The sequence below is a fragment of the Allobosea sp. 01N443 genome (assembly GCF_056399325.1).
Map to the genome: position 1 here is coordinate 1 of NZ_JBFTRC010000131.1, position 15,705 is coordinate 15,705.

Sequence of the window (15,705 nt, forward strand, 5' to 3'; positions counted from 1 at the left end):
GCGCGGATCGCGCGCATGTCGTCCGGCGAGGGGTCCAGGACGTAGCTCATGGTCGACTGATAGCGCGAAACCATGCCGAGGATATAAAGCACTTCCTTTGTGCTTTCAAGGGACGCCTACGTAACGTCAGCTATGACCTGCCGTTGGTGCGCCGGTCATGAATACGGCCGGGCGCCGATGCGGAACAGGTGCTCGCCCGGAAGAGGGAAAATGCGGGCGCAGATGCGCCGGGGATGCCGCCAAGAGCACCCTGATATCGCCAGCAGCGCGGGCGCGAGGCCCCTCTTTCGCAATACATACAGAGAGACCTTCAGGACTCGGTGCTCAACAAGAGTATGGCGCGTCGCGCCRCAGGATACTCTGTTGGCACCGGTGTCTGGCGACGTGCGCCGATTGCTGCCCTGTGCCATGAATTGCAGGCCGCGGTGAGGGCGGCGGGGCCACGCTAACCCGGAAGCCAGGATGACCAGGATTCTTCATCGCTCCCTGAATGGGCGGCTACCGCGAGCGGTTGCGGGGCAGGGCATCACGATCACGGATGCCGAGGGGCGCAGCTATATCGACGGTTCCGGTGGGGCCGCCGTCTCCTGCCTCGGCCATGGCCACCCGGAGGTGCTTGCGGCGATGCGCGCCCAGATGGACCGCATCAGCTATGCCCACACCTCCTTCTTCACCACCGATGTCGCGGAAGAGCTTGCGGAGCGCCTGATCGACCTGGCGCCAGCAGGGCTGGACTACGTCTATCTCGTCTCGGGCGGTTCGGAGGCGGTCGAAGCGGCGCTCAAGATGGCGCGGCAATATTTCGTCGAAATCGGCCAGCCGCAGCGCCGCCATTTCATCGCCCGCCGGCAGAGCTATCACGGCAATACGCTCGGCGCGCTCGCGGCCGGCGGCAATGCCTGGCGGCGGGCGCAGTTCCAGCCGATCCTGCCACAGAGCCACCATGTCTCGCCCTGCTATGCCTATCGTGACCTTAGGCCAGGCGAGACGTCCGAAGCCTATGCCGAACGGCTCGCCGACGAACTGGAGGCGAAGATCCTCGAACTCGGCGCCGAAGAGGTGATCGCCTTCGTAGCTGAGCCGGTGGTCGGCGCAACGCTGGGAGCTGTCGGGCCGGTCGCGGACTATTTCGCGAGGGTGCGCCGCGTCTGCGACAAATACGGCGTGCTGCTGATCCTCGACGAGGTGATGTGCGGCATGGGCCGCACCGGCACGATGTTCGCCTGCGAGCAGGACGGCATCTCGCCCGACCTCGCCACCATCGCCAAGGGGCTGGGGGGTGGCTATCAGCCGATCGGCGCCGTGCTGCTGTCGCAGCGGATCTATGACGCCTTCGCCCAGGGCTCAGGGCTGTTCCAGCATGGTCATACCTATATCTGCCACCCGCTCGCGGCGGCGGCGGCGAACAAGGTCGTCGAGATCATCTCGCAGCCGGAAATGATGGGACACGTCCGCCTGATGGGCGAGCGCCTGCAGGCTGGGCTCGACGCACGGCTCGGCCAGCACGCCCATGTCGGCGACATCCGCGGGCGCGGTCTGTTCCGCGGCATCGAGATCGTTGCGGACAAGGAAACCAAGGCCCCCTTCGATCCGGCCCTGAATCTGCATGCCCGGATCAAGAAGGAGGCGATGGCGCGCGGCCTGATGAGCTATCCGATGGGTGGCACAGTGGACGGGCGGCTCGGCGACCATGTGCTGCTTGCACCGCCCTATATCATCCAGCCTGACGAGATCGACCTTATCGTCGAGCGGATCGGCGCGGCGATCGAGGCAGCGGTGCGCAGCTGACTGGCCCGATGCTTCAGCCTTTCCGTGTTTGCATCGGTCCCAAAAACCGGAACTTTTTCGGGCCAGTGATTTTCAGAACCGGCATCCTCCGGCGCTGCCTTCAACGAGATTGACAATGACGAACTCTCCTTGCCCACCGATCACTGACGCCGGCTGGCCGGACCAGATTGCCGAGATGCGAACCGGTTTTGCCGGCGCGCTCAATGTCTACCGGACGATGGCCCATCATCCGGAGCTGCTGAAGGCCTGGGCTGCGCTACGCCAGCATGTGGTGAGGGACAGCGCGCTCGGCGCCGTGCGTTCGGAGCTGGTTATCCTGCGCGCCGCGCACCGGATGGGCTCGCCCTATGAATGGGCCCATCATGTCAGCCGGTCCCGGGTTTTGGGGATGAGCGATGCGCGTATCGCCGCGATGCGCGGGATGCCGGAGGGCGAGGACGGGCTGGTCGCCCGCGCTGTCGACGCGCTCTTCGATCAGCGCCGCCTGCCGGCCGAACTCGAGGCCGAGCTTGCGGAGGCATTCGGGCGCAAGGCGGTCTTCGACCTGATCGCGACCGTCGGATTCTATTCCGTGCTCGGCTATATCCTGATGACCTACGACACGCCGATCGACGGGCCGGTCGCAACGKAAATGGCGGAACGGCCCTTGTCCGGCGCGTAGCAGGACTAGACCGGCCTTTGCGCGCGCCTCGATCAGGCGTGAGCTTTCGTCCAATGCGCAGCCGTCGCATCGAGGGTGGCCGCGATCACGGCGCCGACGCCGCGGTCGTTCAGGCGGTAGAAGATCCGCCGGCCGACGCGGCGCGTCGACACGATCCTTTGAAGCCGCAGGCGGGTCAGCTGCTGGGAGACCATGGCCTGGCTCAGGGACAGGGCGGTTTCGAGTTCCGCGACCGAGCGTTCCTGCTCTGCAAGCAGATAGAGCAGCTTCAGCCGGTTCTTGTGAGCCAGGACCTTGAACAGCTCGCTGGCCTGCAAGGCCCTGGCTTCCAGCGTCGCGGCTGGTTCCGGGAGGGAGGTCGCTCTGTCGTCCGGCATGGCACCCAATGGTCGCGCGATCAGGAAGTTCGCTATATCCATTGGAATATAACCGACCGGGCAGGTCGTTGTCCACGCAACTCTTCCAGGCCATCGCTGGGAAGGACGATTTGCGCGCAACCGTTACTTCATGACTCTAACGAAGAAGCCAAGACATCGCATTGTATTTCCGTCTGAATAACGGGGAGGGCGGAGAGCTGTCTCCTTGGCCGGCACGCCCCAAACGGATCGAGGCCCGCGGCATGCCGCAGGCCTCGACGGTCACGTCCGAATCCTGTCGGTTACCGGAACAGCGCCAGCGACTTGGACAGGGTGATCCAGACACCCCAGGCAATCGGGATGCCGACGACGGCCCAGGCGAGCAGCGCCGTGCCGTCGAGCCCGCCCTTACCGATGCCGAAGGAGCCGTAATGCAGGCTGGCGCTGGCATTGGCCGACTTGGCCTGGAGGGCGGCGACTTCCGCGTCCTTCATGAACCATTTCGTCGCAACGGGGCGCACGAGCAGGTTGCAGATAAAGCCCAGCACCAGCATGCCGGCCAGAATATACATCGTCCGGTCATAGACCTGCGCACGGGGCACGCCCGCATTGATCTGCGCCTCGCGGATGTAGTTCACGACCACCGGGCCGACGATGCCGGCCGTCGACCAGGCCGTCAGCAGGCGCCCGTGGATCGCGCCGACGAACTGGGTTCCGAACATGTCGGCGAGATAGGCCGGAACCGTCGCGAAGCCGCCGCCATACATCGACAGGATGATACAGAAGAAGCCGACGAACAGCGCCAGCGAGCCGGCATGCGCCGCCCAGGGCGAGAGCCCGTAGAGCAGCATGCCGAGGCCGAAGAAGGTGGCATAGGTCAGCTTGCGCCCGAGCTTGTCCGACAGCGAGGCCCAGAAGAAGCGGCCGACGATGTTGAACAGCGAGAGCAGGCCGACAAAGGCCGCGGCGATCGTCGCGATCTGCTTCTTCTGCTCGGCATCGAGCGCGGCAAAGCCGATCTCGGGCTTGCCGATCAGCGATCCCGCGAAAATCTCCTGCAGCATGGGTGACGCCATGCCGAGCACCCCGATGCCCGCGGAGACGTTGAGACAGAGCACCGCCCAGATCAGCCAGAATTGCCGCGTCTTGTGCGCGTCCTTGAGATGGACATGGCCGGACGTGATCATCGCGTTCTGCGTTGCCGGCGGCGTCCAGCCTTCCGGGCGCCAGCCGGCGGGCGGAATGCGGTAGCCGAAGGCACCTGCCATCATGAAGGCGAAGTAGATCACGGCCATCACGACGAAGGTTTGCCAGACACCGACGGAGGTCGGCGTCTTGAAATAGTTCATCAGGATGTCAGCCAGAGGCGAGCCGATCATCGCGCCGCCGCCGAAACCCATGATCGCCATGCCGGTCGCCATGCCGCGCCGGTCCGGGAACCACTTCACCAGCGTCGAAACCGGAGAGATGTAGCCAAGGCCAAGTCCGATGCCGCCGATCACGCCCGAGCCCAGCCACATCAGCCAGAGCTGGTGGGTGTAGACGCCAAGGGCCGAGATCAGCAGTCCGCCACACCAGCACAGCGCCGAGACGAAGGCAGCCTTGCGCGGGCCCGAGCGTTCGAGCCAGCCACCCCAGATCGCTGCCGAAGAGCCGAGCAGCACGAAGAACAGCGTGTACATCCAGCCGAGATCGGCGACCTTCCAGTCGCAGCTCGTCGTGAACAGCGAGCCGATCAGCCCGACATCCGCCGCGCAGGCGACGGGCTTGGTGATGCCGATCGCTTGGCTGAGCGGCAGCCAGAACACGCTGAAACCATAGGCCATGCCGATGCATAGATGGATGCAGAGCGCCGCAGGCGGCACCAGCCAGCGATTGAACCCCGCAGTCGCGATGATCCGCTCCCGGTCCAGCAGGCCGGGCGACGGTGCGACTTGCCCCAGATCTTGTGCGATGYTCATCCCAGTCATTCTCCCCGAGCGTTTGGCGTCCTGGCCGGTTTCCGCACCGGCTTCTTCCGACACCGGCCTTCCCTCGAAGGGCCGGTGGCATTCCGTGAACAGCAGAGATGTCAGCGTCCGGCGGGCGCGCCCTTAATCTTGGGCAGCGCCTTGCGCAGCAGCGGTGGCAATCCGGACGGGTTTGCAGCGAAGGCTGCGATGAAGTCGTCGCGCATGCGCCGGCTCCAGAACTGGTTGATATGGTCGGCGATCGCGGGCACGGCCTGCTCGTCCGGGTAGGATTGGAAGAACTCGGCGATCTGGCCGCCCATGTGCGCGAGCTTGGCGCCTTTGCCTGCCAGCACCGCTTCGGCATGCGAGGAGGGCGTATTGCCTATCGTGCTCATGACGTGTGGGCCTCCCGCTCATGCGCGAGCGTGCCAGTGAAAAGCATGGCAGCATCGCTGCGCGCGATGCTGACCAGGGTGAGGCCGAGGCGCTTGGCCCGCTCGATCGCCAGGGATGTCGGGGCCGAAACCGAAACCAGCGTTCCGGCTCCGAAGATCGCGGCCTTCTCGACCATCTCGAATGAGGCGCGACTGGTGACGAGGACGAAGCCGTCATCGGTGCCATGGCCGGCACGAAGCCGGGCGCCGATCAGCTTGTCCAGCGCATTGTGACGGCCGACATCCTCGCGTGCAGCCAGGATCTTGCCCTCGCCGTCGCACCAGGCCGCGGCATGGACGGCGCGCGTCAGGCGATGCAGGGGCTGGTGGCCTTCCAATGCGGCGAGCGAAGCCCGGATGGCGGCAGGCGTCACCGCGGAGCGGCTGCGGGACAGCCGCTCCGCGACCGGCAGCTCGGCCAGGGTTTCGACGCCGCACAAGCCGCAGGATGTGCGGCCCGAGAGATTGCGACGCCGGGCCAGATGCTCGCGGAAACGGCCGGGCGCCAGATCGACCGAGACCACGATGCCGTCTTCCCGCGGCGTGACCCGGATCTCGCGGATCTCCTCAACCCCGGTGATGATGCCTTCGGTCAGGCTGAAGCCGACGACGAAATCCTCCAGGTCGGCCGGGCTCGCCATCATCACCGCATAGGGCAGGGTGCCATAGACGACGTTCACCGGCGTCTCGACCGGGACCTCGGCGATCGCGAACGGCTGCGGGCCTGAGTCGAACCGCAGCGGTTCGACCTGGACGGCGCAGGAGGCCGGGGACTGGGCGGGCGAACTATTCTGCGGCATCCGGCAACCTGCCCGCGATCAGCCTGAGCGAAACGTCTTCCTCCCGGTTCCGCTCCTGCCATTGCGAATAGTAATTGGTGCGCCGAACCTCGACGGCCGTGACCTTGTATTCCGGGCAGTTCGTCGCCCAGTCCGAATAATCGGTGGTGATGACGTTGGCGCCGGTCGAGGCATGGTGGAAGGTCGTGTAGACCACGCCCGGTTGCATGCGTTCCKAGACCTCGGCCCGCAATGCGATATCGCCCGAGCGGCTGGCAAGCGAGATCAGATCGCCCGTCTGGATGCCGCGGTTCTCCGCGTCGAATGGGTGAATTTCGAGCACATCCTCATCGTGCCAGATCGAATTCTCGGTCCGGCGCGTCTGAGCCCCGACATTGTACTGCGAGAGAATGCGGCCGGTCGTCAGGATCAGTGGGAAGCGCGGGCCGGTGCGCTCCTGCGTCGGCACGTATTCCGTGATCATGAACTTGCCCTTGCCGCGCACGAAGCGGTCGACATGCATCAGTGGCGTGCCGTTCGGGGCTTTCTCGTTGYAGGGCCATTGCACCGAGCCTTGCTTGTCGAGCTTGTCATAGCTCACCCCGGCGAAGCTTGGCGTCAGTCGCGCGATCTCGTCCATGATCTCGCTGGGATGGGCGTAGGCCATGTCATAGCCGAGCGCATTGGCGAGATCGATCGTGACCTGCCATTCCGACTTGCCCGAGAGCGGCGCCATGACCTGGCGGACGCGGTTGATCCGGCGTTCGGCATTGGTGAAGGTGCCGTCCTTCTCCAGGAAGGACGAGCCCGGCAGGAAGACATGGGCGTATTTCGCCGTCTCATTCAGGAAGAGATCCTGGATGACGACGCATTCCATCGCAGCGAGACCCGCCGTGACGTGCTGGGTGTTGGGATCGGACTGCGCAATGTCCTCGCCCTGGACATAGAGCCCCTTGAACGTGCCCCCGACCGCCTCGTCGAGCATGTTGGGAATGCGCAGGCCCGGCTCGGTCTCGAGCGGCACGCCCCACATCATCTCGAAGATCTGGCGGGTCGCATCGTCGGAGACATGGCGATAGCCGGAGAACTCATGCGGGAACGACCCCATGTCGCAGGAGCCCTGGACATTGTTCTGGCCGCGCAGCGGATTGATGCCGACGCCCTCGCGGCCGATATTGCCGGTGGCCATCGCGAGGTTCGCCATCGCCATGACGGTGGTCGAGCCCTGGCTGTGCTCGGTGACGCCGAGCCCGTAATAGATCGCACCATTGCCGCCGGTCGCGAAGAGGCGCGCGGCGGCGCGGACCTCGGTCGCCGGCACGCCGGTGAATTCCTCGCTCGCCTCGGGCGAGTTGCGCTCTTCGGCGATGAAGCGGGCCCAGATCTCGAAATCGGTGAGGTCGCAGCGCTCGCGGACATAATCCTCGTCGATCAGCCCCTCGGTGACCACGACATGGGCAATCGCATTGATCAGCGCGACATTGGTGCCGGGCCTGAGCTGGAGGTGATGCTCGGCCTTGATGTGCGGCGACTTCACGAGGTCGATCCGGCGCGGATCGGCGACGATCAGCTTGGCGCCCTCGCGCAGGCGCTTCTTCATCCGCGAGGCGAAAACCGGGTGACCGTCGGTCGGGTTTGCACCGATGACGATGATGACATCCGCCTTGGCCACCGACTTGAAGTCCTGGGTACCGGCGGAGGTGCCAAATGTCGTCTTCAGACCGTAGCCGGTCGGCGAGTGGCAGACGCGGGCGCAGGTATCGACATTGTTGTTGCGGAACGCGGCGCGCACCAGCTTCTGGACGAGGAAGACCTCTTCATTGGTGCAGCGGGACGAGGTGATCGCACCAACCGATTCCCGCCCGTAGCTGGCCTGAATCCGCTTGAACTCGGACGCCGCGTAGCCGATCGCCTCCTTCCAGGACACCTCGCGCCAGGGATCGGTGATCTTCTCGCGGATCATCGGCTGGGTGATGCGGTCCTTGTGGTTCGCATAGCCCCAGGCGAAGCGGCCCTTGACGCAGGAATGTCCCTCGTTCGCCTTGCCGTCCTTGTAGGGAACCATCCGCACGACGCGGTCGCCCTGCATCTCGGCCTTGAACGAGCAGCCGACGCCGCAATAGGCGCAGGTCGTGACCTTGGAATGCTCCGGCTGGCCCATCGCGATGACGGAGTTTTCCATCAGGGTCGCGGTCGGGCAGGCCTGGACGCAGGCGCCGCAGGAGACGCATTCGGAGCCGAGGAAGTCGGTTGGGCCGGCCGCGACGCGCGACTCGAAGCCGCGTCCGGTGATCGTCAGTGCGAATGTGCCCTGCACCTCTTCGCAGGCGCGGACGCAGCGGTTGCAGACGATGCATTTCGACGGGTCATAGGTGAAATAGGGGTTCGAAGCGTCCTTGCCGAGGAACAGCGCGTTGGCCGCGCCGTCCTGCTTCGCGAAGACGTGGTTCTCACCCTCATAGCCATAGCGCACCTCGCGCAGGCCGACGGCGCCGGCCATGTCCTGCAATTCGCAGTCGCCATTGGCCGAACAGGTCAGGCAGTCCAGCGGATGATCGGAGATGTAGAGCTCCATCACGCCCTTGCGCAGCGTCGAGAGTTGCTCGCTCTGCGTCCTGACCACCATGCCGTCCTCGGCCGGTGTGGTGCAGGAGGCCGGAGTGCCGCGCCGCCCCTCGATCTCGACGAGGCAGAGCCGGCACGAGCCGAAGGGTTCGAGCGTATCGGTGGCGCAGAGCTTCGGGATCTTGGTGCCGAGGCTCATTGCCGCCGCCATGACGGAGGTGCCGGCCGGCACCGTGACGCTCTGCCCGTCGACCGTCAGCGTGACCAGCTTCTCCGCCACGCGGATCGGCGTCCCGAAATCGATCTCCTTGATCAGGCTCATCAGATGCTCCTCATTCGGCGGCCATCGGCAGCGGTGGCCGGTCGAAATCCTCGGAAAAATGGTTCAGCGCGCTCAGCACCGGCATGGGGGTCAGGCCGCCCATCGCGCAGAGCGAGGCGTCGGTCATCAGGCGCGAAAGATCGCGCAGCACGGCGATGTTCTTCGGGCGCTCGTGGCCTGCGATGATGCGGTCCATCACCTCGACGCCGCGCGTCGCGCCAATGCGGCAGGGCGTGCACTTGCCGCAGCTTTCCTTGGCGCAGAACGCGAAGGCGAAGCGCGCCTGCTTGGCCATGTCGACCGTGTCGTCGAACACGACGATGCCGCCATGGCCAAGCATCGCCCGGCTGGYCGCCAGCGCCTCGTAATCCATCGGCGTGTCGAGTTGGCTCGCAGTCAGATAGGCGCCGAGCGGACCGCCAACCTGGACGGCGCGGATCGGCCGGCCGCTCAGTGTGCCGCCACCAAAGCCCTCGATGATCTCCCGCAGCGAGATGCCGAAGGCGAGTTCGATCAGCCCGCCACGTCTGACATTGCCGCCGAGTTGCACCGGCAGCGTGCCGCGCGAGCGACCCATGCCGAAATCAGCATAGGCCTGGGCGCCATGGGCCAGGATCCAGGGCACGGCCGCGAAGGACAGCACGTTGTTGACGATCGTCGGCTTGCCGAACAGGCCTTGCAGCGCAGGCAGGGGCGGCTTGGCCCGGACGATCGCCCGCTTTCCTTCCAGGCTTTCGAGCAGCGACGTCTCCTCGCCGCAGATATAGGCGCCGGCCCCGAGCCGGGCCTCGAGGTGGAAAGCATGTCCGGAACCGAGGACCGAGTCGCCGAGCAGGCCGGCATGCTCCGCCTTCAGAATGGCGCGGCAGAGTGTGCGATAGGCATGCGGATATTCCGAGCGCAGATAGATGTAGCCACGCGTCGCGCCGACGGCGATTGCCGCGATCACCATGCCCTCGATCAGGAGGAAGGGGTCGCCCTCGATGAGCATGCGATCGGCAAATGTGCCGGAATCGCCCTCATCGGCATTGCAGACGATATATTTCTGATCGGCCCTGGCGTCCTGGACGGTCTTCCATTTGATCCCGGTCGGGAACCCGGCGCCGCCCCGGCCGCGCAGGCCCGACGCGCGAACCGTCTCGACGATCTCGGCCGGCTGAAGCGCGAGCGCCGACTGCAATCCGGCCAGGCCGCCATGGGCGCGATATTCCGGCAGGGAGAGCGGATCGGTGACGCCGACACGCTCGAAGGTCAGGCGTTGCTGGCGCTTCATCCAGTCGAGTTCGGCGACCGGGCCAAGCCGCAGCGTATGCGCATCGCCATGCATGAAGCCTGCATCGAACAGGCCGGCTACCCCTGCCGCGGTGACCGGGCCATAGGCGACGCGGCCCTCGCTGGTTTCAACCTCGACCATCGGTTCCAGCCAGAGCAGGCCGCGCGAACCATTGCGGACGAGTTCGATCTCGATGCCGCGCTCCGCGGCTTCTCGCAGGATCGCCTGCGCGACCGCTTCGGCGCCGACCGACAGGGCGGCCGCATCGATCGGCACGAAGACGCGGATGCCGGGGGGCGGGCTGTTGGTGAACTCCTGGCTCATCGCTGCCCCCTCGAGCCGGGCTGCGTCTCGCAAAGCGCAAGCAGGCGCGCTGCGTCGACGCGCCCGATCAGTTCGCCATCCACCAGGGCCGAGGGCCCGAGTGCGCAATTGCCGAGGCAATAGACGGTCTCGACCGCGACGGGGCTGTCGGGAGACGCGTGATCGACCGCGATGCCGCCCGCCTGGGCAAGATGCGCGACGAGGTCTTCGCAGCCGAGCGCCTGGCAGGCCTCGGCCCGGCACAGCTTGACGACGCGGCGCGGCGGCGGCTCGGACCGGAAGTCGTGATAGAAGCTGATCGTGCCATGAACCTCGGCCCGCGACAGATTCAACGCTTCCGAGATCAGCGGAACGGCCTCGGCGTCGATATAGCCGAACTCCTCCTGCAGCGCGTGCAGGATGGGCAGGGTTGCGCCTTCCAAATGAACGAGCCCGCCGACGATTCGACGTGCTTCGTCCCGGTCCCATGCCGGAAACTCAGCCATATTTCCTCCAAGCGGGCCGTTGAACCGGCCGTCATGCTTGTGGTCAGGGTGGCCAAGGCTGGAACGATTTCAAATCGTTTGTTCCAACTACGTGATAGTTTCTAGCTATCAAAAAGCAGCGTTCCCGGGATGCTTGCCGCATCTCCTTGCGTGCCAATCCATAGAACGCGGCCAAACGATTATAGTTCCCTCCGGGAGGAGCTGGATCTGCCGTCTTAGATAGAACTCAGCTATCTCACGATGGGCAGGCGAGGCAGGCCGGCCTCGCTGATCGGGCGCGACATCATCAGCAGGTTTCGCGCCAAGGGCGCGAAGGGCTGGCGGTCCGCCACGATCAGCCCGATGGTGCGCTTGGCGTCCGGCTCCACGAGCGGCAGGGCCTTGGTTCCGAGCGGTACCCCGAAGAACTCGAGCAGCTGCAGCGAGACGATGCTCGAGACGCCCTGGATCCCGGCATGAGAGCACAGGTTGAAGATCGAGTTGGTTTCGATTGCCGGCCGAGGCGAATGTCCGACGGAGCGAAAGATGCCGTCGATGATCCGTCGGTTCTGCATGTCGGAGGTCAGCAGGCAAAGCTTGAGCTCCGCGGCTTCCGCCCAGGTGATGGTGTCCTGCCGCGCGATCTCGCCATCCTCGCGCGTCAGCAGCACATAGGATTCCAGGTAGATCGGCTTCGAGATCACGCGGTCGAGAGGTTCATTGTCGAGATAGGTCAGGCCGACATCGAGCTCGAAATTGTCGATTCGGCTCTGGATCTCGGCCGAGGTCAGCGACAGCACGGTCAGGGAGACCGCCGGGTAGCGCTCCGAGAACGGCGCGGTGATATGGGCGATCATCGGCAGGGCTGTCGGAATGGCGCCGAGCCGGATACGGCCGCTCACGCCCTGCCTGAGCTCGGCGATCGATTCCTTCAGCAGGTCGGCCTCCGCCAGGATGCGGCGGGCATGGGCGAGGACGACCTCGCCCTCCTTGGTCAATCCCTGAAACCGGCGCCCCCGCTCGACGATGAGCACGCCGAGTTCCTCCTCCAGCTGGCCGATGGCGGTGGACAGGGTGGGTTGGGAGACGTGGCAGGCCTCGGCTGCGCGTCGAAAATGCTTCTCGCGGGCAAGGGCGTCCAGGTAGACAAGCTGACGAATGATCATTGCAGCTAGGCTAGCGCGGCGGTCGTTCGGTTCAATCTGAAAATGTGCCGATCTGCCCGCGAAAGCGCTCAGACCTTCCGGAACTCCATGCGGTAGATCACCGCTTCGCCGGTTGCGGGATCGTGGCCGGGCGCTCCGCTGATCACGAGTCTGTCCCCGGCCAGGGTGTAGGGCCGGATCAGGTCGATCTGCCAGGTCGGGTTCCAGGCAGCGTCGACATGGTGGGTGACCTTGTCGTCCTCCAGCGTATAGGCCKCCGCATAGGCAAGCATCGAATCGAACAGACCGATCTTTTCCTCGGGCGATGGCGCAGACCCGACGGGCTTCTCCCTGTTCCGGTCAAGCACGAGCGCCATCATTCGACCGTCGGGCTGATAGGAAATGTAGCCGACCGGATCAGACCCCATGGCGTCGGTCACGACCCCGGTCGCGACAGCCTCGCGCGTCCAGGAGATCATTTTCCAGGTGCCCAGCAGAGCTTCGGCGTCGGCCATGCCAGTCTCCAACGACGCTTTCGCGAGTTGGTAGCCATCTTGCTCGGGGCATTCGATAAAGCAAATGGGGCTTAGGCGTGCTGCGCTGCGACGGGGCGCTCGATGCTTTTTCATTCCGGCGACGGAACAATGTCCACTCGCCGACGTTCCCTGTTCCGGTGTGATGCGCGGGGACGCTATGGGTAAGGCCGAACAATCTGCAATGGGCGATGAGCGTTATCGCATCCTGGTCGAGGCCGTCACGGATTATGCGATCTACATGCTCGACCCGGCAGGCACGATCGGCAGCTGGAACCGCGGGGCCGAACGCTTCAAGGGCTACACGGCGCTGGAGGTGCTTGGCACCAATTTCTCGCGTTTCTACACCGATGCCGATCGCGCGAGGGGACTGCCCGCGTTCGCGCTGGGCACGGCGGCGCGCGAGGGCCGCTTCGAAAGCGAGGGCTGGCGCGTCCGCAAGGACGGCACGACCTTCTGGGCCAGCGTCGTCATCGATGCGATCTATGGAACGGACGGCGAACTCCTCGGCTTCGCCAAGATCACGCGCGATCTGTCCGAGCGGAGAGAAGCCGAAAATGCCCTGCGTCGAAGCGAGGAGCGCTTCCGGCTCCTGGTGCAGGGCGTCACCGACTACGCCATCTATATGCTCAATCGCGACGGCATCGTCAGCAACTGGAATCAGGGTGCCGAGCGGATCAAGGGCTATGCGCCAGACGAGATCATCGGGCAGCATTTCTCCCGTTTCTATACGGCCGAGGATCGCGAGAGGGGCGAGCCCCAGCGCGCGCTCGACACGGCCATCCGCGAGGGCAAGTTCGAGAAGGAGGGTTGGCGCCTCCGGAAGGACGGAACGCCGTTCTGGGCAAGCGTGGTCATCGATGCGATTAAGGGGGACAATGGCGAGGTCATCGGCTTCGCCAAGGTCACCCGGGACATGACCGAACGGCGACGCCATGAGCAGGCGCTGGAGGAGGCGCGGCAATCGCTGCTTCAAAGCCAGAAGACCGAGGCCATCGGCCAGCTCACCGGCGGCGTTGCGCATGACTTCAATAATCTGCTGGCCGCCATCCTCGGCAGCCTGGAGCTCATCCGCAAACAGGCCTCGAGCGAGAAGGTCGCCGCTCTCGCCGATAACGCGATCGAGGGCGCGCGCCGGGGCATTTCCCTGACACAGCGCATGCTGTCCTTCGCGCGCCGCCAGGAACTTTCTCCCACGACGGTCGACCTGCCGAAGCTGGTCTCGGGCATGTCGGAGTTGCTCCAGCGCTCGCTCGGTCCGCTCGTCAGTATTGAAACGCGGTTTCCGCTGGCGCTGGATGCGGCGCGCGTCGATCCGCATCAGCTCGAACTGGCGCTGCTGAACCTGACCATGAATGCGCGGGACGCCATGCCAGGTGGCGGGACGATCATCATTGCGGCGCGCGCTGAGGATATTGCGGCGGCCGGGCGCTCGAACCTGGCGCCAGGGCGCTATCTCTGCCTGTCGGTGAGCGATGTCGGAGAGGGAATGGACGAGCAGACGTTGGCACGCGCGACCGAGCCGTTCTTCACGACCAAGGGGGTCGGCAAGGGCACCGGGCTCGGGCTCTCCATGGTCCATGGCATGGCCGAACAGTCCGGGGGGGGATTCGTCCTCAAGAGCCGGTCCGGAGAGGGGACGACGGCCGAAATCTGGCTTCCCGTCGCAGAGCGATTGCCGACGCAGGAGGTCTCGCCCGATGCCCGATCGTATCCGGCGGATGACAAGCCCCAGCGCTCATTGCGGGTGCTCGCCGTCGATGACGACGCACTCATCCTGATGAACACGGCGGCCTTGCTCGAGGATCTTGGACACAGCGTGATCGAGGCGGCCTCGGCCAGGGAGGCGCTCGAGGTGCTCGACGGCGGCGCAAAGATCGATCTCGTCATCACCGACCACGCGATGCCCCGGATGACGGGCGCCCAGCTCGCCGAAATCATCAGGGCGAAATGGCCGGACCTGCCGATCATCCTGGCAACCGGCTATGCGGAGCTGCCAACCGAGCAGGGACAGAAACTGCCCCGGCTCTCAAAGCCGTTCTGGCAGGTCGATCTCCAGCGTGCCGTCGACGCGGCAACAAGCTGAATTCGGCACGCAGATCCGACTGCGCCGCGGCCCAATACTAGCCAGCGAGTGCTGCCGTCGTGGTTGCCACATCCTGGCAATCGGAGTTCGTGGCGGCAACTTCCAGCGCGGCGATGAAAAGCGCGCCCTTGTCCGTCACATGCGTGATCAGCACCTCGACTGATCGCCCGTCATTGCAGACCAGTCTCAGGCGGTCGGCAAAGACCAACGGATCCCAGGCATCCAGATCGCCGATCAGCTCACCGGACAGGAGGCCGTCCGGCTGGGTCACCATGCGGTATTCCAGCGGAAGCTGTGCTCCGCTCTTGAGCACGATTTTTCCTGCAACTGGCATCGCTGCTCCTGTTCCGGGACGGGCGAAACTTCGGCGCGGTCCCTGAGATAATTTTCTCAAGAGTACCGCGCCTCGCCCGTCGATACGATAAAAAACCAATTGGTGCAGTGGCTTATAGCGAGGCGTGCGCACCGCCTGCTCATTTCGAGCCGATGGCGCAATGGGAACAAATGAGTAAGTGGCGCATTCTGATGAGAGTGATGCTTTTGCGTCGATTGAGTGATCCGGGCAGCGCAGGGTCGGACAATGAGCGAGACAACGATCAAGGGAACAAGCCTCAGCCGCGGCGAGCGACTTCAGGTCATGCTCGACGAGGACGAGCTGCGGGTGATCGATGACTTCCGGTTCAATAATCGCATGCCGACGCGTGCCGCGGCCGTGCGGGAGCTGCTCAGGCGAGGGCTGGAGGCCGTCGGTTACACGCTCGTGCCGGGCGCAAAATCCAGCTCCTACGGCGTGATGAATGGCGGGGACGGCGAAGGCGAGGCCCAGGCCGGATCAGAATGAGGGCGCCTCTTCGTGCCTGCGCACGGACGGCATCGTGAGGCGCAGAATCTTTTCGGACCGATGGAACCTGACGGGGGGCATCGCAGTTGAGTGTCGCCAGTCGATTGTCGGTGTCGAAATCCTTCGTCTCCCCGGCGGACTGCCGGCGTGTCTATCTCCCCGTTTTTCCTTCCACTCTGCTC

14 protein-coding genes are annotated in these 15,705 nt (G+C 65.0%); 4 read left to right on the forward strand and 10 right to left on the reverse strand.

Annotation, left to right across the window (positions count from 1 at the left end; translation table 11 throughout):
• Positions 1-462 precede the first annotated feature (462 nt).
• Positions 463-1,788, forward strand: a complete 1,326-nt coding sequence (locus AC1DRP_RS25280; protein WP_441508205.1) for an aspartate aminotransferase family protein — start codon at positions 463-465, stop codon at positions 1,786-1,788.
• Positions 1,789-1,903: 115 nt separating this feature from the next.
• On the forward strand, positions 1,904-2,449 hold the full coding sequence (locus AC1DRP_RS25285) for a carboxymuconolactone decarboxylase family protein (RefSeq protein WP_476769877.1): 546 nt from the start codon (positions 1,904-1,906) through the stop codon (positions 2,447-2,449).
• A gap of 32 nt (positions 2,450-2,481) precedes the next feature.
• On the opposite strand, the gene AC1DRP_RS25290 is transcribed toward AC1DRP_RS25285, so the two are convergent.
• The 9 genes from AC1DRP_RS25290 to AC1DRP_RS25330 form a co-directional block, all read right to left on the reverse strand.
• Positions 2,482-2,868 (reverse strand): ArsR/SmtB family transcription factor, encoded by a 387-nt coding sequence (locus tag AC1DRP_RS25290; protein WP_441507727.1) that lies wholly within the window; start codon positions 2,866-2,868, stop codon positions 2,482-2,484.
• A gap of 239 nt (positions 2,869-3,107) precedes the next feature.
• On the reverse strand, positions 3,108-4,766 hold the full coding sequence (locus tag AC1DRP_RS25295; protein ID WP_476769878.1) for an OFA family MFS transporter: 1,659 nt from the start codon (positions 4,764-4,766) through the stop codon (positions 3,108-3,110).
• Between the two features lie 110 nt (positions 4,767-4,876).
• Positions 4,877-5,152, reverse strand: coding sequence for a formate dehydrogenase subunit delta (locus AC1DRP_RS25300; RefSeq protein WP_441507729.1), 276 nt, complete (start codon positions 5,150-5,152; stop codon positions 4,877-4,879).
• A complete protein-coding gene (gene fdhD, locus AC1DRP_RS25305; RefSeq protein ID WP_441507730.1) occupies positions 5,149-5,991 on the reverse strand; it encodes a formate dehydrogenase accessory sulfurtransferase FdhD in 843 nt (280 codons plus the stop codon). Before fdhD ends, AC1DRP_RS25300 begins: the two co-directional genes overlap by 4 nt.
• Positions 5,978-8,857: a formate dehydrogenase subunit alpha gene (gene fdhF, locus AC1DRP_RS25310; RefSeq protein ID WP_476769879.1), complete on the reverse strand. Its 2,880-nt coding sequence runs from the start codon at positions 8,855-8,857 to the stop codon at positions 5,978-5,980. Before fdhF ends, fdhD begins: the two co-directional genes overlap by 14 nt.
• A 10-nt stretch (positions 8,858-8,867) precedes the next feature.
• Positions 8,868-10,454: a formate dehydrogenase beta subunit gene (locus AC1DRP_RS25315; protein WP_476769880.1), complete on the reverse strand. Its 1,587-nt coding sequence runs from the start codon at positions 10,452-10,454 to the stop codon at positions 8,868-8,870.
• Positions 10,451-10,939: an NAD(P)H-dependent oxidoreductase subunit E gene (locus tag AC1DRP_RS25320; RefSeq protein WP_441491040.1), complete on the reverse strand. Its 489-nt coding sequence runs from the start codon at positions 10,937-10,939 to the stop codon at positions 10,451-10,453. Before AC1DRP_RS25320 ends, AC1DRP_RS25315 begins: the two co-directional genes overlap by 4 nt.
• A gap of 230 nt (positions 10,940-11,169) precedes the next feature.
• Positions 11,170-12,084, reverse strand: a complete 915-nt coding sequence (locus AC1DRP_RS25325; RefSeq protein WP_441491039.1) for a LysR family transcriptional regulator — start codon at positions 12,082-12,084, stop codon at positions 11,170-11,172.
• A 68-nt stretch (positions 12,085-12,152) separates the two neighbouring features.
• A complete protein-coding gene (locus AC1DRP_RS25330; protein WP_476769881.1) occupies positions 12,153-12,578 on the reverse strand; it encodes a lipocalin-like domain-containing protein in 426 nt (141 codons plus the stop codon).
• Between the two features lie 202 nt (positions 12,579-12,780).
• On the opposite strand from AC1DRP_RS25330, the gene AC1DRP_RS25335 reads away from it, so the two are divergent.
• Complete coding sequence (locus AC1DRP_RS25335; protein ID WP_441507733.1) at positions 12,781-14,682, forward strand: hybrid sensor histidine kinase/response regulator; 1,902 nt, start codon at positions 12,781-12,783, stop codon at positions 14,680-14,682.
• A 37-nt stretch (positions 14,683-14,719) separates the two neighbouring features.
• Here the strand turns inward: AC1DRP_RS25335 and AC1DRP_RS25340 are convergent, their stop codons facing one another.
• Positions 14,720-15,148, reverse strand: a complete 429-nt coding sequence (locus AC1DRP_RS25340) for a hypothetical protein (RefSeq protein WP_476769882.1) — start codon at positions 15,146-15,148, stop codon at positions 14,720-14,722.
• Between the two features lie 114 nt (positions 15,149-15,262).
• Between AC1DRP_RS25340 and AC1DRP_RS25345 the strand changes: the two genes are divergently transcribed.
• Complete coding sequence (locus AC1DRP_RS25345; RefSeq protein ID WP_441491035.1) at positions 15,263-15,523, forward strand: hypothetical protein; 261 nt, start codon at positions 15,263-15,265, stop codon at positions 15,521-15,523.
• Positions 15,524-15,705 lie beyond the last annotated feature (182 nt).